The 20,715-nt window shown below is 54.2% G+C and carries 10 protein-coding genes; 6 read left to right on the plus strand and 4 right to left on the minus strand.

Annotation, left to right across the window (positions count from 1 at the left end):
• Positions 1-239: 239 nt before the first annotated feature.
• Together MKY64_RS14915 and MKY64_RS14920 are read right to left on the minus strand one after the other, a co-directional pair.
• On the minus strand, positions 240-1,826 hold the full coding sequence (locus MKY64_RS14915; protein ID WP_340953881.1) for a response regulator: 1,587 nt from the start codon (positions 1,824-1,826) through the stop codon (positions 240-242).
• 2 nt (positions 1,827-1,828) lie between these two features.
• Positions 1,829-3,649, minus strand: coding sequence for a sensor histidine kinase (locus MKY64_RS14920; RefSeq protein ID WP_340953885.1), 1,821 nt, complete (start codon positions 3,647-3,649; stop codon positions 1,829-1,831).
• A gap of 437 nt (positions 3,650-4,086) precedes the next feature.
• Here MKY64_RS14920 and MKY64_RS14925 point away from each other — a divergent pair, with 437 nt between their 5' ends.
• A complete protein-coding gene (locus MKY64_RS14925) occupies positions 4,087-9,321 on the plus strand; it encodes an S-layer homology domain-containing protein (protein ID WP_340953889.1) in 5,235 nt (1,744 codons plus the stop codon).
• Positions 9,322-9,856: 535 nt separating this feature from the next.
• Here the strand turns inward: MKY64_RS14925 and MKY64_RS14930 are convergent.
• Both MKY64_RS14930 and MKY64_RS14935 read right to left on the minus strand, forming a co-directional pair.
• A complete protein-coding gene (locus MKY64_RS14930; RefSeq protein WP_340953892.1) occupies positions 9,857-11,296 on the minus strand; it encodes an alpha-L-fucosidase in 1,440 nt (479 codons plus the stop codon).
• A 238-nt stretch (positions 11,297-11,534) separates the two neighbouring features.
• Positions 11,535-13,550, minus strand: coding sequence for a beta-galactosidase (locus MKY64_RS14935; protein ID WP_340953895.1), 2,016 nt, complete (start codon positions 13,548-13,550; stop codon positions 11,535-11,537).
• Between the two features lie 213 nt (positions 13,551-13,763).
• On the opposite strand from MKY64_RS14935, the gene MKY64_RS14940 reads away from it, so the two are divergent.
• Genes MKY64_RS14940 through MKY64_RS14960 form a run of 5 tightly spaced genes read left to right on the plus strand, consistent with a single transcriptional unit; the run spans position 13,764 to position 20,606 of the window.
• Positions 13,764-15,410, plus strand: coding sequence for an extracellular solute-binding protein (locus tag MKY64_RS14940; protein WP_340953898.1), 1,647 nt, complete (start codon positions 13,764-13,766; stop codon positions 15,408-15,410).
• Positions 15,411-15,449: 39 nt separating this feature from the next.
• A complete protein-coding gene (locus MKY64_RS14945; RefSeq protein ID WP_051477977.1) occupies positions 15,450-16,361 on the plus strand; it encodes an ABC transporter permease in 912 nt (303 codons plus the stop codon).
• A gap of 19 nt (positions 16,362-16,380) precedes the next feature.
• Positions 16,381-17,250, plus strand: a complete 870-nt coding sequence (locus MKY64_RS14950) for a carbohydrate ABC transporter permease (protein WP_340953901.1) — start codon at positions 16,381-16,383, stop codon at positions 17,248-17,250.
• A gap of 31 nt (positions 17,251-17,281) precedes the next feature.
• Entirely contained in the window at positions 17,282-19,042 is a 1,761-nt protein-coding gene (locus MKY64_RS14955) for a sensor histidine kinase (protein WP_340953903.1), read from the plus strand.
• Positions 19,020-20,606 carry a response regulator gene (locus MKY64_RS14960; RefSeq protein WP_340953906.1) on the plus strand — a complete coding sequence of 529 codons (1,587 nt, stop codon included), beginning with the start codon at positions 19,020-19,022 and terminating at the stop codon, positions 20,604-20,606. The genes MKY64_RS14955 and MKY64_RS14960 overlap by 23 nt, the downstream gene beginning before the upstream one ends.
• Positions 20,607-20,715: the final 109 nt, after the last annotated feature.

Here is a 20,715-nt window from a genome sequence, read left to right on the forward strand (position 1 = left end):
TAACATTACCACTTGGGCAAGTAACGGACCTCATGGAGCTTATTCTTGAAATCTCTACTCCTAAACCTCTCGTAGAGAGACGATAAGGGATCATCAGTCCGTTAATCCGCAAAAGGTGGCGTTTTGCTGGGAATAGGGTCTCTCAGGTCCGTTAGGAGCAAACTCATCCGGCCAGTGCAGTTCCGTTTTTCGGAACCTGCGGGATTTACTCTATTTACTGAATTAAATCTAATACTTTTCTAGCCCCGGTATTCCTCGGGACTCATCCCGCTCAGCTTCTTGAACAGCTTACTGAAGTACGCGGTGTTCGGATAACCCACACGCTCAGCAACCTCATAGACCTTGATGTTCCTGTCCCTGAGCAGGCTCTTGGCCTTCTCCATGCGCAGCCGGGTCAGGAAGCTGACGAAGTTCTCGCCGGTCTCCTGCTTGAATACCCTGCTGAGATAGGAGGCGTTCACGTTGATCCGGTCCGCTACGGATTGGAGGGAGATATCCTCCGCATACAGCTGCATGATGAGTTCACTCGCTTGCTCTGCATAGCTCCGGGAGGATTCGCCTTCCGACATCTGCGCCCTGCACTGCTCCAGATAACCGGAGACGGTCTGGTGCAGACCCTCCAGACTCTCTTCATGGAGAATGCTCTCGTACACCGTAAGCCCGGCTTCATTCGGCTCGGGAAGCGCCGGGAAGCAGGACAGAATCGCGCCAAGCATCCGTATGTAGGTCGAACGCGCCGCCTGCTTCGTGCAGCCCTCCAGCAGCATAGTATCCTTCAGGCTGTTCAGGAAGGCAAGCGCTCCTTCGCTTCCGCTCTCGGTATCCTGCCTGAACTTCCGCATGCAAGGCTTGTCGATGAACAGCCGCTCCCCCCTTCTCTGACGGCTCCTGGCCTTATCATAGAAGGACAGGCCGCTCCCGCTGGCGAAGAACAGCTCGTCAAGCGCCATGTCCGCCTCCTGATAGGCCTGCTTCAAGCCGCCAAAGCCGGGAGCCGGACCGCTGACGCCGATGGACAGCGTCAGCTTCAGGAAATCCTTCATGGCCGCCTGAATCTTGGCGGCGGCGCGTTCAATCTCCGCGCGGACAATCCGCCCCTCCGGCCCGAGGTCCAGCAGCAGCACATATTCCGCAGAGTTCATCACAATGATCTCCTTCGCCCGCTTGCGCGGAAGAATCTCTTCAAGAATATTGGTGACTGAATAACGCAGCAGCTTCTCATCCTGCTCCACATACTTGCGTCTATGCTGTTCAAAATGGTTAATCCGCAGCTTCAGGAGCACCATCGGCTCATCCGCCAGGCGGATGCGCAGAGATTCGCGGTTAACCTGCACATCCCCGGCGGCCTTGAAGCCGCTGATCAGCTCCTTAAAGAGCGTCTCCTTCAAATACCCGATGCTCTCCTTGTAGGAGCCGGGTGGCATTACGGAGGAGCTGCCTGCGGAGAGGCGGACCGCCCGCTTCTTAACCGTCTCCAGCACATGCACCAGCTCGTGCGGCTTCATATCGCTCTTGATCAGATAGTCCGCCGCCCCGAGCCTGAGCGCCTCCTGGGCGTACTGGAATTCCTCCAGACAGCTAAGGATGACGAATTGCCCGCCGATGTCCAGCCGCCGGGCCTCCCGGATCAGCTCCAGACCGTCCATCACCGGCATTTTGATATCCGTAATAATCAGATCCGGCCGGTGCGTCCCGGCCAGTTCCAGCGCTTCGCGCCCGTTTGCCGCCTCCCCCAGAATCGTAAATCCCTCATCTTCCCATTGAATAATCGATTTCAGGCCGATACGCATTAACAGCTCGTCATCCACGATAAGCACACCTAACATACTCAATAGGCCCCCTTCCTGTCCCGAATGGGAATTGTGATTACGAATACTGCACCTTGCCCCGGACTGCTCTCGAACGATACCCCGTACGGCTCGCCGTATAACCGGCGTACCCGCTGATGCACATTGATAACGCCGATGCCGCCGCTGTCCTCTGCACCGCAAAGCCTGCTGCGCAGCTTCGCTGCCGCCTCAGCGCTCATGCCCGCACCGTTGTCTCTGACCGTAATGGTGAGTTCAGCATTACCGGCCCGCCGGACCTCGATAGACAGCAGCCCGTCCTCCTGGTCGGCAATTCCGTGGAAGATCGCATTCTCGACCAGCGGCTGGATGCTCAGCTTCGGAATCTCCTGCTCCGCAAGCGTCTCCTCCACTTCCGAATGGAACTCGATCCGGTTGAAATACCGCACCTTCTGAATGATTATATAATGGCCGATGTGCTCCAGCTCCTCACGGATCGGCACCAGCCGGTTGTCCGTCTTGGCGGTATAACGGAGCATGGAGATCAGCGCCCCGGTCATCTCAACAATCTTCTCCGACTGCTGCATGGTGGCGATCCATTTGACTGAATTCAGCGTATTGTACAGAAAATGCGGACTGATCTGGGCCTGCAACGCGCGAATTTCAGCCTCGACCTTCTGCTCCTGCTCCACGTAGATCCGCTCCACCAGCTGCTTGAGTTCAGCGGACATCTGCTCGAACCGGCTGGCCATGACACCGATCTCATCATTCGAGCGGACCGCCGGGAGATTATCGAATTTCCCTTGCTCCACCAGCGTCATATTGCGGATCAGCTGCTTGATCGGCCGGGTGATCAGATTCGACATGTACACCGAGCTGGCCAGGGCGAACAGGATAAGCACGACAGCAATCGTCCACAGATTCCGCTTCAGGATATCGCCTTCCACCGCGAGCTCTTCCACGGGCATATACATATAAGTCTTCCAGTTATGTTCCTCAAATGGCGACTGGATCAGAATATAATCCTTGCCGGATACACGGACAATCTGCCTGCCTGAACCTGCGGCAAGTTCTTCCTCACGGACCGGGAAAAGTGTCCTGAACGGCTTGCCGATCAGGTTATAATTGTTGTTGAATATAATTATGCCGCTGTCATCGGTAACAGTGAAGGCCGAACGGTTGCCTGCCTCCATCCGCTTGTTCAACCGGTTGATGAAATCTATGTCTACACTTACCGCCATTACGCCGATCAGCTTGCCGTTCTCCATATCGAAGATTTTGCGCAGATTATAGATCGTCCAATTACTGTCCGCCTTGGTCTGCAGGTCCAGCCGGGTCGGCAAATCGCGCGTAATATCGTCAGAACGCAGGAATTCGGTGAACCAGTCCTCCTTGCGGGGGTTGTAGGTATAATCGACAGGTTTGTTCGGGGCCACATATAGGTCGCTGCCATTCACCAGATTGTAGACATAGATAGAGATGGCGCGGTCCTTCATAGTGATGTAATTCATCAGCAATTGCGTGGCCTGCAGTTCGTTCGTCACGGAGCTGTCGTGCAGATAGTTTTGTACCGGGTAGTTCTCCTGCGAGACCGCTGAGATGTAGCTGTTAATCCCATAACTGGCGATGAGCGAAATCTGCTTCGTGTCCTCCAGGAATTCCTCGATGCGGATATTCGACTGTCTCGTCACATCGGCCAGCAGGTCCGTATATTTACGTTCAAGCATCTGCTGGGAGGAGATATAGGAGTTAGCGAACAGAATCACAACCGGAATCAGAATGGCCAGCAGGAAAAAGAACAGCATCTTGTTCTTCACGCTCACAAAACGGCGGTTGGGCTTCAAGGTGAAGGGAGCTTTCAAGTCATAACCTCCGGCGGCAGAGTTGGTGGAATACCTTTGTAGAATACCTTTAATGATAGACTCCCGGCTGCTTTCCCGCCACCCTGCTCTGCATGTCTTTTTTTTACTCTTTTCGTTCCCTTTTTTACATGTAGGGGGATTACGGGGAAAGGGCTGGCAGGATTCTACGGCTCCCGCCTCAGCTTCCCTGTCTGCCCGCTCCAGGCAGTAACCCAGAGACGTAAAGAAAGGAACAAAAACAGTAAAAAAGCTTGATTTTATAGTAAGGGTCATTCACTTAACATTCTCGGTGAAGCGAACAGCCATGACAGGGAGGTTGCGGTGCCTATGCGGAGATAGCGGAGGAGATAAGTGTTAGTGAATAGAGAAATGTTTCAAGTGCGCAGACCGTTCTATTAGGACAGGAATCCCCAAAAAACAAAAGAGGTGAGTATCTATTGAGGCTATATCTTAAGCGTTCACTGATATCTATACTGGCAATTCTGACTCTCCTGCCCTCCAGTTTGGCAAGCGCTTCCACATCTCCGGCCGCAGACCCGGTTCCTGTGGAAGATTCTGTATGGGTGACTGATTCGGAGCTAGTGACCAATCCGGTTACGGCACCTGATTCCGATGAAACCCCTGCTTCCCCGGCGGAGCCGGATGCTGCTGCACTGCCGGAGGCTGCTCCTGTTCAGGAGACTGCGCCGGATCAGCTCCAGTTGAAGACCGCTGTTGAGGCGGCCCCGCTGTTCCAGTGGAGCTTCCGCTCCGGGCAGGTGCTTGACCGCACCTCGGTGGTAAACAGCGTCTACCCCGATGCGGCCGCTGAACGCGCCGAGCTTAAGGGAGTAGCAGCCATTGTCTATGACGACCAGCGCGGAGACGTCCTCTCTTTACCCGGCGGCGGGAACGGTACTGCCTGGCTGAAGCTGCCCGATCAGCTCTACAGCAGGATCAAGGATGAACTGTCCATCTCCTTTTGGGCCAACATCGACTCTTCGGCTAACGCCTATAACCGTCTGCTGTCCTCCACAATTGCCGAGAAGGGGCTGAGCAATGCCGGGGTAAGCGGCTGGCAGGACTCCGAGTTCATTATCATCGCCGGGGACGGCACGTTCAGCAACCGGATCTATACCGGCACGAATCCAAGTCAGATTGCCAGCTACAAAGGCGATATCGTCTGGAACCGTAACCCGGCCAAGGGCAAGTGGCAGCAGGTGACCGTCACTATGACCAGCAGCGGGGCCTATGAGGTATACCTGGACGGTGTTCCTGTTGGCATCAAAGGTCTGGATCAGAGCAAAAGCTCATCAGGAGCGACCATGCCCTCCGTTCTGGAGCATTTTTTCTCGCGTGATTATCTGAACGCCCTGAAATTCAATGATTTCGGCAGATCGCTCTATACCTCGGATGGAGATATCAAGGGGAAATTCGACGATCTGCGGATCTACAATGTCCAGTTAAATGCCAATCAGGTCAGCGCACTCTATGCAGAGACGAAGCATGAAGAGAACACTTCAGCCAAGCCGGCCAAAATCTCGGTCGATCTGGCAGACCGCTCGCTCGGACCTGTATTCCATGGCTCTTCCGGCGCACTGTATGCGATCAGCGAGCCGAATGTGCCGGATATCAATACACTCATTCCGATTAAGCCCTCGCATATCTCCCAGAAGCCGCCGAACGGCATCCAGCACCCGACTGGTGACGCGCTGCGGGTGTCAGACTATTTCTTCGAGGCTGGCGGGGAAGCTGTAAATATCGTTATGCAGGATTATTATCAGCATTGGTACTATCCGTCCAGAACGGCTAACGAATATATTCAGGAAGCCGTCATTCCGATTACAACGGCAGTCAAAGCGTATAAAGAGCAATGGGCGGCGGCGAATCCGGGGCGGGATGCGGATGCCAGATTCATCTATATCCCGTTCAATGAGCCTGAGCAGAACAATACCCGTTATCCCCAGCTGCTGGCGGATAACCAGACAGGCAAGAATTCAAGAGCTGTATTCAACAGCGACTGGCTGGCGGTAACGAAGAAAATCAAGGAGATTGACCCCGGTGCAGTCATTTCCGGAGTGAATCTGACCCAGTACGGAGCCAAGGTATTCGAGGATTTCATTCCCTACTGCGTAGAGAATGACTGTCTGCCGGACATTATCAGCTGGCATATGCTGTGGGACAAAGCCTTCAACCAGGCTCCCTCGAACGTAGCCACCTTCCGGACGGTGGAAGCGGGGTCCGTGCAGCGCTATAAAGAGCTGTACCCGGACCGGACGGTTCCCTTCCCGATCAAGGTGGACATCAACGAGTATGCCGCTACCTCGGAGATTGCCGTAGGCGGCTCGCTGATTCATTACATTGCACGTTATGATGAGCTGAAAATGAACAGCATGCTGCCGTATTGGAACACGGCCAACTCCTACGGGTCCCTGCTCGCCGGGCAGAACGAGCCTAACGGGGCATGGTGGCTCTACAAGTGGTATGCCGATATGATGGGCGGCGACATGGCCAAGATTGAGGTCATCAACGCCAGACATGAGAATGATGCCTTCGGCCCCGGCTTGTACGGGCTAAGCTCCATTCAGGACAACAAAAAGCAGGTCAGTATCGCGTTCGGAGGCACACAAGGAGACGGCCAGATCGTGTTCAATAACGTGACCGGCAATGGGAACAGCCCCTCCTTCCTCACAGAAGCAGAAGCGGTGCATATCACCGTATGGCATGCTGGATATACGGGCTTGACCGGATTTCTCGTAGAGCCTACCCAGATCCTGGACCGTGATTATCCCGTCAAGAACGGCTCGGTCACACTGGATGTCAACCTGAACGATTACACCTCGGCGTATTATGCAGTCATTACTCCGGCTGTAGATCATGCCCCGAAGGAGACTTTCTATAAGCGCTTCGAGGCTGAGAATGCGCAGGTGCGGACCAATGTGACCCTGACGGATCACTATCCGCGCAAGAGTACCGGACGCTCCGCCTCGAACGGCCAGTACGTCCAAGGCATCAAGGCTGCGGACAGCCTGGTGAAGTGGACCGATGTTACGGTTCCGGCAGACGGGAGCTACCGTCTGGATCTGATTGGCGGCAGCGGCGCAACCTCCACCCTGCGCAATCAGTCCAATACCGGAGATGCGAATCAGCGCATCAATTCCGAATGGTTCATCAAGATTGACGATCAGCCGGCAACGAAGGTGGTTCTGCGTGCGGATTACAACATGCAGCTGCTGGGAGGCAATACGATCTTTGCCGATCTGACGCAAGGAACACATTCCATCGGCATCAGCAAATACAACCCGGATACGGGAGAAGCAGGCCAGGGCGAATCCACCCTTGACGCAATCGAACTAACGTATAGCGGCTTACCGGGCGCACACCCCAACTACCGTGTGCAGGCGGAATTCGCCGACTACGACCCTGCGCTGGGGTTGTCGAGAGAGAGCAGCCTTGAAGGCTTCGAGGGCGCCGGATATGTGACCGGTTACGGCAGCAGCCAGGACGCCAATACCCGCTTTGTGGTAAGTGTGCTGCAAGACGGCATGTATGATCTGCAGATCCGCTATGCCGCATCTGGCGCGGGCAAAATGCAAATTCAACATGACCGCAAGCCGCTCGTGGATCTGCCTGTTACGGATACTGGAGGACAATGGCAGACCGCTACAGTCCCAACCTTCTTACGCACAGGCATTAACCTGGTTGATGTACGTTCCAGCGCTGCGCTTAGTCTCGATTATATTAACGCAGCTTTCGTCAGCCAGACTTCTGTATATTCCGTTGAGGCAGAGGCGGCAACGGTCGTAGGTACTCCGGCCGGCTCCGAGCTGCCGCTCATCCGTGAGGATGCCTTTGCCAAATACGCTTCCGGCGGCAAATATGTGAACGGCATTACCTCCTTCGACGGAGCAGAGCGGTATCTGGAGCTTAAGGACATCACGGTGTCCAAAGCAGGCACTTATAAACTGGTTGTTACCTACGCGAACGGTGAAAGTGCGGGGACCCATGCTTACAACAATGACGTTGTTGAACGCTATGCGCAAGTAAGCGTCAACGGCGGCGAGCCGCAGACAGTCTACTTCAAGAACACCATCTCATGGCAGCAGTTCGCCACACAGACCTTTGATGTTGAACTGAAAGCAGGCACCAACAGCATCCGTTTCTCCAATAATAATACGTATGACGGCGGCTCCAACCCTTATGGAGGAACCGGGGCGCAAGGCTTCACTCCTTACACAGCGGTTCCGCGCCAATACGCGCCTGCGTTCGACCGGTTCGATATTTATGCGCGGCATACGCTTGCGATTGACGACGGCGGCAATAACGGCGGCGGTGATCCTGGCGGCGGTAACAACGGCGGCGGTGATCCCGGCGGCGGCAACAACGGCGGCGGTGATCCCGGCGGCGGCAACAACGGCGGCGGTGATCCTGGCGGCGGTAACAACGGCGGCGGTGATCCTGGCGGCGGTAACAACGGCGGCGGCGATCCTGGCGGCGGTAACAACGGCGGCGGCGATCCTGGCGGCGGCAACAACGGTGGTACTAACGCCGGTAGTGGCAACGGCGGTAACCCTACCGTTGGTTCGGTCACCCCTGTTCAGCCGGAAGCACCAAGCGGCAGCGGCCATTTGACCGTCGAAGCAGAGGTGACAGGAACCACTGCTACAGCCACACTGGATGCGCAGAAAGTAAAAGCGGCAGAACAGATCACCGTCTCGTCTCCGCTCGGCACCTTCCACTTCCCTGTAAAAGCGGTTGATACCGCAGCTTGGGGACAGCAATTGGGAACCGGGGACTGGAAGCTTAAGGTCAGTATGACGGTCCTGCCGGAACAGCGGCAGCAAGAGATCCTTCAAGCTGTTCTGGCAGCCCAGGGCAAATTAATCAGCCCTGCCATTGAATACACGGTAACGGCTGAAGCCAACGGACGCACAGTCGAGATTCCAGGGTTCAAGGGCAGCCATTCCCGGGGCACCCTGCAGCTCGACAGTCCGGCAGACAGCCGGAATACGACCGTGGTCCGGATCGGGAAGGACGGAAGCTTCACCTTCGTCCCGGCGGTCTTCAACGGCACCGGTGTAACCTTCTACAGTCCGAACAACGGCACATTTGCGGTAATTTCAAGCAACAAGACATTCGCGGATATCAAGGGGCACTGGGCACAGGCATCCGTCGAAAAGCTGGCCTCAAAGTACATCCTCACCGGCTTAACGGACAGCAAATTCGCACCGAACGCTACCACAACGCGCGCGGAATTCGCAGCGATGATGGTTCGTGCGCTGGGCTACTCCTCCTCCTCCGGTTCGGCAGATGTTTCGTTTAAGGATACCCCCTCCGGCGCATGGTACACCGGAAGTGTCGGAACAGCCGCTGAGCTGGGTCTGGTGCAGGGCGGAACGGACAATAATTTCCGGCCGAACGACATCATTACCCGCCAGGAGATGACCATTATTCTGGTTAAGGCGATGGCCCTTGCAGGCTCGCCGCTCCCAGCTTCAGAGCTTCAGCCTGCAGCCTTCAAGGATGCAGACAAGATTGCGGGCTGGGCGCAGCAGGATGTGGCCAAGGCGGTTCAGGCCGGCCTGATCACCGGTACACCTACCGGGCAATTCCAGCCGGGTCAATCCGCAACCCGTGCGGAAGCGGCAACCGTCATCCTCCGCTTGCTTTCACAAGCGAAATTAATGAACTAAAGACATGCGGTATCATGCTCCCGCCTGCCGGGGCTGATCCAAAGGTATAATTCCGGTAAGTTGAGCAGACGATGTCCATGCCCAACAACATAAAGATCAAAAAGAGCAGCGATTCTCCCGTTACGTGGAGAATCGCTGCTCTGCTGCTTCCGGTCTTGTTTCGGTTCTACTGTAGCTTCTCGTACACCTACTGCTATTTTGCTAAAGAGCCCCAGGTTTTAGTTGGATAAACGTACCTTAATTTGGAAGGTTGGAAGCTTCTGAGGAAATCAATTGGATAAATGTCATTTAATTTCGCGCATTTCCCCTGTTCTGATCGTTTGGCAGCAAATTAAGTGTTGTTTTTCCAACTATCTCCTGACAAGGCCTGCTCCATCCCTAAGCAAGTGGAGAAAATCCAACTGCTAAGTTCCGGCCACATTCTCAGCCATACCAGCCATAGTCCCACCCGCAATCCCGGCCACATTCACGTCCTTGCTCATACTGTTCCAAGCTTCACGCACAACACGAAAGGGGTGTTTTCTTTTATTGTCTTTTAACGCTTGAGACAGCTCTCCACCGCGCTCAGATACACTTCAAATGCGGATAAGGTCGGGCACCAGCGTGATTTATCAATGGTCAGGCGGATATGCCTTGCTGTAACCTCCGGGAATTTGAGAATGCGCTTATGTCCGACGATTGTACATTCACTGAACCTTCTCCAGGTAGCTCCGTCCAGATATTCCAGATGAAGCTGTTCGATACGCTGGCCAGACTGGATATGCTCCTTGAGCACGATCGTATCGAAGGACTGCTCCGCCTTCAGATCAATCTCAATGGAAGCCTGCTCCGTACCTTCCTCCGGGCACCAGAATGTATCTTTATTCCCGTCCAATACTCGGCTGGCAGCATTGTTCTCCGACATTGTCTCCGTTGCGGCGGCCTGAGCCCCCGCAGCCAGATTATACTCGAAGGTGGACCGGATCACCTCTCCCAGCTCGGCCATTCGCCGGGCATCGTTCTCATGAATGAGACCGCGCTTGTCGGGCGGAAGATTGAGGAGGAACGTCGAGTTCCCGCCAACCGACTTATCATAGATGTCCAGCAGCTCTTCGAGGCTGCGGACCTGGTCGTCCTCAGCAGCGTGGTAGAACCAGCCGGGCCGGATCGAGGTATTCACTTCCGCCGGATACCAGACGAGCTCCTTCCCGGCGATGGCTTCCCGGCTCCCCAGATTCTCATCGCGGGAGTTGCTGCGTCTGGCGAATTCGCCGTCGTCCACATGCTGCGACTCTTCCTGGATTTTCTCGCAATCCTGCAGCTCTGCCGGAACGACACTCCACTCAGACTCACGGGTAAGGCCGGCCTCATTGCCGCACCAGCGGACGTCCGGACCGCATACGGAGATCACCGCGCCCGGCTGCAGCTCCCGGATCACCTCATAATATCCGTCCCAGTCATAGACCTGCTTCAAGCCATTCGGACCTTCACCGCATGCACCGTCGAACCAGACGCAGAAGATGTCCCCGTACCCGGTTAACAGCTCACGTAATTGATCCTTGAGATATTCGTTATACTCCGAAGTCCCGTACCGGCTGTCATGGCGGTCCCACGGAGACAAGTACACCCCGAATTTCAGTCCTCCCTCACGGCAGGCATCCGCTACCTCCTGTACCATATCGCCTTGGCCATCACGCCATGGACTGTGCTTCACGGAATGCCCGGTATGGCTGCTGGGCCAGAGACAGAAGCCGTCATGATGCTTGCAGGTCAGGATCAAGCCTCTCATTCCCGCCGATTTACACACCTCCACCCACTGTTTGGCATCAAATTCTTCGGGATTGAAGATTGCCGGTGCTTCGTCGCCGAGCCCCCATTCCTTATCGGTGAACGTATTGATTCCAAAATGTATAAATGAATAGAATTCCAGCTCCTGCCAGGCCAGCTGCCGTGGAGAAGGTACTACTTGCGCTGCGATTCTGATATTATCATTCATCCCTATGCTCCCCTTTGATAGTAGTCTATATAAGACGCACTTAAGATTTGAACTTGAAGCTTCGTCGTCACTGCGGTGAACATTTGGACTTCCGGCCGCTGTTGTCACCAGATTTCTTGATTTTGAACCGCTGTTCGCGGGTGAAATCCGTTGACAAAGGCGGACGCTACCGCTCCTACAGCTCCAAATTTCCCCTCCGCTTCTTTTGCTTTTTGTTTATTTCTTTAGTGCTTCTTATCTAGTACGTTACCAGCTCTACCTCATAAGCGCCCAAAGTCAGCGAATCCGCGAAGCGGCTGCCGGACAGCAGCCCGGATGCCTCCCTATCCAGCTGTATGGTCTGCTCTATACCGGTGGTGTTCACACAGAGTAAAGAGCCGTCTTCCAGGCTGCGTGCGACCACGCCTGAAGGGGTAACCGGACCTTTCTGGATGCCAAGCGCCGGGTACAGCCTATCAAGAAGCAGACTTAGAAAATCGGCATCTGCCGGTATCGCGACATAGATCGCCTCTCCCTTGCCATAACGGTTCCGCGTGACTGCGGGCGACTTCTCGAGTGTATTCGTGAACGAAGCCACAGTCTCTGCCGTGCGGGCTTCCAGTATCTCGTAATAGCTGATCTCAGGCTGACTTTCCTGCTCCCCGAGGAGAATAGCCGGCTTTTCCCGTTCCAGATGAAGCTCTGTCTTCTCAAGACCTCCGGCATTCTCCGCAGGCGTATGGCTTCTGGTTCTCATGAAGGCTCCGCTGCGGATGCCGAAGACATCGCTTAGCCCGCCGGGCATCGGGGTATCGAACACGCGGTTATGCTCATTGACCTTCGCAGAATACGCCGTCATCACAGCGGTGCCACCTGCCTCAACGAAAGTGCGAATAGCGGCCGCTGAGGCTGCATCCATGACGGCATGTCCCGGCACGATCAGAAGCTTGTAATCCTTGCGCAGACTGCGCAGATTCACAATATTACAGTCCAGATTGGCCCGCTCCAGAGCCTCATAAGCCTCCAGGACTTGCCGGGTATAATCGGTTTTGTAGTAACTCCGGTTGCCGTCCATCACCTTCAAGCTCTCGTACGAGTAGGCGATGGCGATCTGCGGAGAGGTCTGTCTGGGAAGCCCGCGTTCCTGCAGCAGCTTGAATTCCTCCGCGATTTGTTTGAACTCCTCATACTTCCAGCCTGGCGTGCCGTCATGATCCACCAGACCAAATACATATTGCTCCTCACCGCCCAGCATCGTCCGCCAGGTCCATGCGCAGACAGCCTGAGCCCTGTGGACAAGCGAGAGATAGGCATACATTCTCATGGCCAGGCGCGGGGAAGCGTAGCCTCCGAAGTCGCCGGTCTGGAATTCAAGGCACCAGATGGGCTGGTCAAGCTCGCCAATGCGGTGATCCATGAAGAAGCAGGCGGCGGTCAAGGCCCGTCTGTCCTCGGGATTGGTGCCGGGGTAGAACCCGATACCGGGGAGATCAATGATCTCCTCATATTGCTTCAGATAATCGAACCCGTAGCCGGGATTCTCTGACCAGTGATTCGTCGATTCCCTGGCTTCAGGCGCGAACTGCCTGACAATCCGGCTCAGACCCTGCATATAAGCCAAGACTTCATCGGAATAAAATCGCCACATGTCCAGCACCCGTTCCGGCGCGCCATGAATCTGGCCGGAGACTGGAAGCACGACATCGTGGAAGCTGCTCAATTTGCGCGACCAGCGCTGGGTAGTCCATGCCCGGTTCAACTGGTCTACCGTGCCGTACTTGTCTTTCAGCCAAGCTTCAAAGCGGTCTCTGGCCTCTCTGGAATAGGAAGGCGCTCCCGAGCCCAGCTCATTGCACAGTCCGAAGGCATACAGGGCCGGATGATTCCGGTATTTACATACCAGTGTCTCGGCGAACTTATACGCGTATTCCTGGAAGGCCGGGTGGCCGATATCCTCCATATAGCGTGTTTGCGCTTCCATACGGATGCCGTTTGTATCGGTCCGGTCAATCGCCGGATACTTCTTGTGGAGCCATGTCGGAGCCGGACGGGTTGCGATATCAAGCACGACCTGTATACCCGCCTCGTGAAACAGATCCATGACTTCATCGAACCATTCAAATGTAAAGTTGCCTTCAGAGGGCTCAAAGCTGTCCCAGCACAAATGCCCCAGCCGGACAACGTTAAAGGATGCTGCCCGCATCCATTCAATATCTTGTGCCCATCTCTCCTTGGGCCAGTCATGCGGATGGTAATTCGCTCCTGCATACAACAATCTAATCACCGCCATATAAAAATAGTAAAATACACAAACTATATTAAATGCTGCCTTGATAATATGAAATATAATAAATGAATCAATTCATATAATAAAATGAAAGTAAAATAGAACGGCCAATATATTTGCATGAATCTCGCAATATTGTTATTTATCCCTGGGTCCCATGGGCGATATACTAAACAGCATCACATACAGGGAGGTCAATACATGAAGATAAAGTTTGCGAAGCAGGCGTCTATCGCCCTAGTGGCCGGAGTCCTGCTGACAGCTGTTGCCGGCTGCAGTGCGGCATCCGATCCGGGTCAGGCTGCACAGGGGGATCAGGGAAATGCCGGGCAACAAGAGGCTACAATTACCTTAGGCCGTGTAGTCGGCTCCGACAACAAATTCAAGAATGGGGAGACCATCGAGAATAATGTCCATACCAAATGGGCCAAGGAGAAGTTCGGCATTGACTTCAAGGTAGATTGGACCGTAGGAACCGGAGATGCTTACACGACCAAGCTCCGCCTTCTGCTTAACTCCAATGAAAAGCTGCCGGATGTCTTCACCCTGAACGATCCGACGCTTGAGAATCAGGTCGTCGATTCCGGCAAGGTGATGGATATCGACGAGGCTTTTGACAAGTACGCTTCGCAGCGGCTTAAGGATCTGTACGCCCAGTACCCCGAAATATGGAATACGGTTACTTATGACGGCAAGCATTACGGCCTGCCTACCTTCAACGCCAACAGCTCTTTCAGTGTGCTCTGGATTCGCCAGGATTGGCTGGATACCTTAGGCCTGAAGGCGCCCAAGACTATCGCGGATATGGAAGCTGTAATGTATGCGTTCGTCAACCGCGACCCTGACGGCAATGGGATCAAGGATACCCTCGGATTATCCCTGTCGCTCAAAAAAGGCGTCACGGCCGTGAAGGACACCTTCATGGTATCCAGCGATTTCCTGTTCGGACAATCTGCTATCCCTACTTACTGGACAGAGGGGCCGGACGGCAAGCTTCAGTACGGCTCTGTTCAGCCTACAGTCAAGGAGGGCCTGATCAAGCTTAGCGAATGGATGAGCAAAGGCTATCTGGATAAAGACGCCGGGATCATGGATGAAGCCAAGGCGGCGGAGAGCTTTGTTCAGGGCAAATCCGGCATGGTCTTCGGCCCGACCTGGATGGCTTCCTATCCGTTCAGTGCGGATATGACCTTTGATTATGTACCGGTTCCCATTCCTGCAGGCATTGACGGCAAAATGGGCTTTGGCAGTGAACCGCAATCCTCTGTCCGCTTCTATTTCAACAAGGATTTCAAATATATGGAGGCCTTCTTCAACTATCTGGACGCCATCATGGGACCCGGCTTCTACGATCCTTCCTCCGAACTGGCTAACGGCTGGGCCGAGGGCTACGACTATGTCATCGTGGACGGCAAACCGGTCTATGACCAGGACAAAATCCCGGGCGGATGGATTGATGTGAAGAAATACACCATCTACGGCAACGACATTCAGACGCCCAAAAAGGAGCTGGAGGTCATGGCCAAGCTCGGCCAGGGAAAAACACCCGAAACCCCTTACGAAATGTATTTCTCGGCCAGACCGAAGAAATGGGCAGAGGCTGCTGCCGTACTGCAGACTTACATCGACGAAGCTTCCGTATTCGATAAATATACCGGCCCTCCGACAGCAACCATGGCCCAAAAGGGCGAGCTGCTCCGCAAAATGGAAAGTGAAGCTTTCCTGAAAATTATTTACGGGCAAGAATCGCCGGATTCGTTCGACAGCTTCGTGGAGAAATGGAAGTCCTCCGGCGGAGATGATATTACCAAAGAGGTGAACGAGTGGTATCAGGCGCTTAACCAATAGAAGACTTTTGCCAAATGAACCTATAGAGGAGTTGTCCGGATGATGGAATGGAAGAAGAGCAAGACGCGGTTTACTCGCCAGCTACCTCTTCATTTGCTCATACTGCCATCTGTAATCTGTCTGCTGATCTTCAATTATGCGCCTATGGCGGGGCTGTTGATGGCTTTTCAGGACTTCAAGCCCCGGCTTGGGTTCCTGCATTCACCATGGGTTGGCTTCGAGCATTTTCAATATATGTTTACTTATCCTGACAGCGTGCAGGTCATCTATAACACCCTGCTTATCGCTTCGCTCAAGATCACGGCCAACATTATAGTCCCGATCCTCTTTGCCTTGCTGCTGAATGAGGTTCGCGCGCTGCTGTTCAAACGGTTCGTGCAGACACTCGTATATCTCCCGCATTTCCTGTCCTGGGTGATTCTGGGAGGGATTCTGACGGATATCCTCGGCAATAAAGGAATTGTCAATCACCTGCTGACGCTCCTTGGCGCCGATACTGTATTTTTCCTTGGAGACGGAACCTGGTTTCGGATCACCGTAGTGGTCAGTGATGTCTGGAAGGAGTTCGGCTTCGCCGCGATTATCTATCTCGCTGCCATGAGCGGCATCAATATGTCGCTATATGAAGCCGCCGAGATCGACGGCGCAGGCCGGTTCAAGCAGACGCTCCATGTCACCTTGCCGGCACTGGTTCCCGTTATCCTGGTTGTGGGCACGCTCGCGCTGGGCAATATCCTCAATGCAGGCTTCGACCAGATCTTCAACCTGTACAATCCGCTGGTCTACCGTGAAGGAGATATTATAGATACCTTTGTATATAGGGTAGGTCTCATGAACGGATCTTTCAGCTTCGCGACCGCCGTCGGCTTATTCAAATCGGTCATCAGCTTCATACTGATCGTTACGGCTTACCGGCTGGCCTACCGGTTCGGAAATTATCGCATCTTTTGAGTAAAGGCAGGCGGAATCTATGTATCGGAAAACAATCTCTTACCGCTGGTTTACAGTGCTCAACACTGCGCTTCTTGCAGTCCTGGCTATATTATGTATTCTTCCTCTTGTGCACGTAGCGGCCGTATCCTTCAGTTCCAGTGCGGCGGCTACGGCTAATCAGGTGTTTTTCTGGCCGGTCGGATTCACGGCTGAAGCCTACTCCAGAACGCTTACGAATCCCTTGTTTCTGCGTTCCCTAATTCTATCTGTGGAAAGAACGCTCGCCGGAACCCTGCTGTCTATGGCGTTGACCGTTACCGCCGCTTATACCCTGTCGCGTTCATTTTACGGCAGAAGCTTCTACTCCTGGTTCTTTGTCTTCACCATGCTGTTCAACGGCGGCCTGATTCCAACCTATCTGCTGATCACGCAGCTTCATTTAACCAACACGCTGTGGGTCCTGATTCTGCCGTCTGCGGTGAACGTGTTCAATACCATTCTGATGATGCAATTCTTCCGCGCCATTCCCAAAGAGCTGGAGGAGGCGGCAAGCATTGACGGGGCGGGTTATCTGAGGTCTCTGATCACGATCTATCTTCCCTTGTCGCTTCCCTCCCTGGCCACCTTATCCTTGTTCTCGATGGTCTGGCATTGGAACTCATGGTTTGACGGGCTGATCTATATGACTGATTACCGGCAGTATCCACTGGCGACATTTCTGCAGACGATCATTCAGAGCGGCGACATGCGCAACACGAACATTGATCCCAGTCAGCTGAAAATTCTGTCGGAACGCACGGTGCGTTCTGCGCAAATCCTGATAGGAGCATTGCCGATCCTGCTCGTCTATCCGTTCCTGCAGAGGTTCTTCGTACAAGGGTTGACGATGGGCGCAGTTAAAGAATAAGATAAGCACAAAACTTAGGAGTCAGAAGCAGATGGGCAACAAGGAACGTAGTCTTTTCTCCAAGCTGGTCGGCTCGCTGGTGTTATTATTGCTGCCTGTTCTGATCTTGTCGGTGTATTCGAGCAGAGTCAATGAGAATGTCATCACCAGTCAGATCAAACAGTCGGGCATCAGCAGGCTATCTACCTTAGCCACACAACTGGACAGTATTATTACGCAGCTGGAGACCTTCACCTACCTCCTGATCCGTGATCCGAACGTCATTGAATTTCAGGATCTGTCCCTGCTGAACTCCAGCTACTACGAACAAATCAGCCGCAAAAAGCTCATTCAGGATAAGCTGTATCTGCAAAGCGCCTCGACGGAATGGATCAATGAAATCACGGTCTATTCGCCGCGTTCAGGGCAGACCATATCTACGGTCAACGGAACCTCCTATGATCTGGAGCGTCTTCAGCGGCTGAGCAAGGACAACTGGAATTTTATTATGGATGACGATCACGGAGATAAACAGGGCACGGTCATCCACTTGACCTTTGAGCCCTACCAGTCCAGCAGCGGCATCGCCAGAGCCAATTCGATCATTGAAATCAGCTTTCACATGAACCATGTGATCCGGATGCTGGAGCAGTTTCAATCGCAGGGAATCGGGGAAGCGCTTTTTTATAAACCTGATGACATCTTCTTATCCACGCCCTCTTGCCCGCCTGAGCTTCTCCAGGAGGCTGTATCCGCCTTAAAGCGGACGCAGCTGGCGCATGAGGGCAATATTACTCTGGATGTCAGCGGAATTTCCTACCTTCTGTCCTATTCCGATGTGCAGGTGCTGGACGGGTATGTGGTCAACATTGTGCCTTTATCCGAAATTCTGACGCCACTTAGGGTAACCAACCGGTTCGCCTATCTTGTCCTCGGACTGATCCTTATCGTGGGTATTGCCTTATCGTGGCTGCTATACCGGAATGTTCAGGTCCCGCTGCGCGCTCTGGTCAGAGGGGTTCAGCTCATCAAGATGGGACAATACAAGACCAGAATTCCGCTTCAGGCAAATAACGAATTCCGGCTCATTGTATCCAGATTCAATGAAATGTCGGCGCAAATCCAGCAGCTGATCGAGAATGTGCTGGAGCAGCAGCTGCTCACGCATGAAGCTGAGCTGAAGCAGCTGCAGTCACAGATTAATCCCCATTTTCTGTATAACAGCCTGTCCTACGTGATCAGCATGACCAAGCTGGAACGGAAGGATGCTGTGCTGCAAATGGCCTATCACCTGTCCGATTACTACCGCTATACGACCCGGGTGGAGAATCAGGCGGTGAGGCTGGCGGATGAGCTGAAGAACGCGGCCGATTACCTCAGCATCCACCGGATGCGGATGAGCCGCATCCGCTACAGCATCGAGGTGGCGGACCTCATGCGGGACCTTGAAGTGCCCCGGCTGATTCTCCAGCCGATCGTCGAGAATGCGCTGATTCACGGGATTGAAGCCCTGGAGGGCCCCGGGAGGATCACGATTAGCGGGAGCCTGGACGGCAGCGGATATTCGTTGATAGTTGACGACAACGGCGGTACTATGACCACTGGCCGGCTTCAGGAGCTTCAGCAGCTGCTTGCGAACCGGTATGGAGAACGGCCGGAAGCCTGCGGCCTGCTGAATGTGCACCGGCGGCTCCAGCTCCGGTACGGGGCGGACTCAGGGGTGAGGCTGTCGGTCAATGCGGACTCGGGACTGCGGGTAGAGCTGTACTGGACAGAGAAGGCGGTGGAGAATGAAGCTGTTAATCGTGGATGATGAAGAGCACTTAGTGGAGAGCATGACCGCAAGCATTGCCTGGGAGACGGCTGGCATTACCAGCGTATTCTCTGCCTGTTCCGGCAAGCAGGCTATGGAGCAGATGGACAAGAACGCCGCAGACATTGTGGTGACCGATGTCCGAATGCCCGGCATGAACGGCATTGAGCTGATCCGGGCGGTCAAGCAGAAGTGGCCGAGGACGGTTAGTATTCTGCTTACCGGCCATGCCGAATTTGAATATGCCCAGCAGGGGCTGAAAGCTAAGGCGGCACATTATTTCCTTAAGCCTGTGAAGGATGAGGAGCTGCTCGCTGCCGTCTCTGATGCGGCCCGTGCGCTGCAGGCAGAACGGGAGCAGATGACTGCCTACGTGCAGTCGCAGGCAATGGTTCACCGCAATCTGCCTATCCTGCGCTCCAACCTGCTGAACCATCTGATCCAGGGACGCATGTGGACTGAACGCAAATTGACAGAGCAGCTCCAGTTATACGGCCTTCCAATCGGATTAGGCGATACGATCTCCCTGATTCTGATCCGCATCGAGGACCCGCAGAAGCGCTACGATCCGTCCGATATGTCGCTTCCGGGCTTCGCTGTTACCAATATCGTGGAGGAGTTGGTGTCCCAGCACTTCAAAAGCTGGAGCTGCGAGGATGTATACGGCCATCTTCTGTTCATTGTGAATGGCGGCGGGGACGCAAGCGGCCGTCAACTGGAACAGACCGCGGATGAGATGAGGCAGATTGTCAGCCGGTTGCTGCATCTCACGGTCTCGGTCATTCTCTCCCCTTCCGGGACCTTTCCGGCCAGTGTGGAGGAGCTGTATCAGCGCTGCGTAGCCACGGTCCGCTCGCAGATCGGCTACGACAACGACTTCGTCGTTCAGCTCGGCGGTCATCATGTCAAACCGGCCTCCCTGGTGGTCGCTTCCCTCTACTCGCCTCCCTTGTTCCCGCATCTGCTTGAGGCCGGGAACTGGGAGGCGGCAAGAGAGAAGCTCCAGGAGGTCTTGCTGGAATGGGGCACGAAGTATAGCGGCTCGCATGAGCATTTATCGGAGATTTATTACGCCTTGAAGTCCGCGTTCTCCTACTTTGTGCATAAGAACGGCGGTCTGCTGACAGACTACCGCCTGCATACGCCGCTTGATATCAGGAGCATCGGAGAACTGGAGTACTGGGCAACGGGCTTGCTGGACAGACTTCAGCATGAGATGAACACCGAGCTGTCCGCCTCCCGTCACTCCGTTGTCGCGCAGATTCATCAATTCGTACAGGAGCATCTGTCGGAGGATGTCTCCCTTCAGGCGATCGCCGAATATGTATATATGCACCCAACCCATGTATCCAAGGTCTTCAAGCGGGAGACGGGAGAGAACCTGTCCGATTACCTGCTGCGTCTGCGGATGGAGAAGGCTGTATTCTTGCTGAAGGACAGTAAATACAGAGTTTATGAAATAGCGAACCGTCTGGGATATAAGAACCCCACGTATTTCATCAAGGTCTTCAAGGAGCATTTTGGCGTCACGCCCCAGGAATTCAGGGAGAGCACGCTTCTCTAATTGAGATCCCAGTAATTCCGGGCCAAAAAGCCCACCATAGAGGCAATCGCCTTGACGGTGAGCTTTTTGTCGTTCTATATATGCCAAAAACCCCCTACCGGCAAGCACG

The sequence above is a fragment of the Paenibacillus sp. FSL R7-0210 genome (assembly GCF_038009085.1).
Taxonomy (GTDB): Bacteria; Bacillota; Bacilli; order Paenibacillales; family Paenibacillaceae; genus Paenibacillus_AQ; species Paenibacillus_AQ silagei.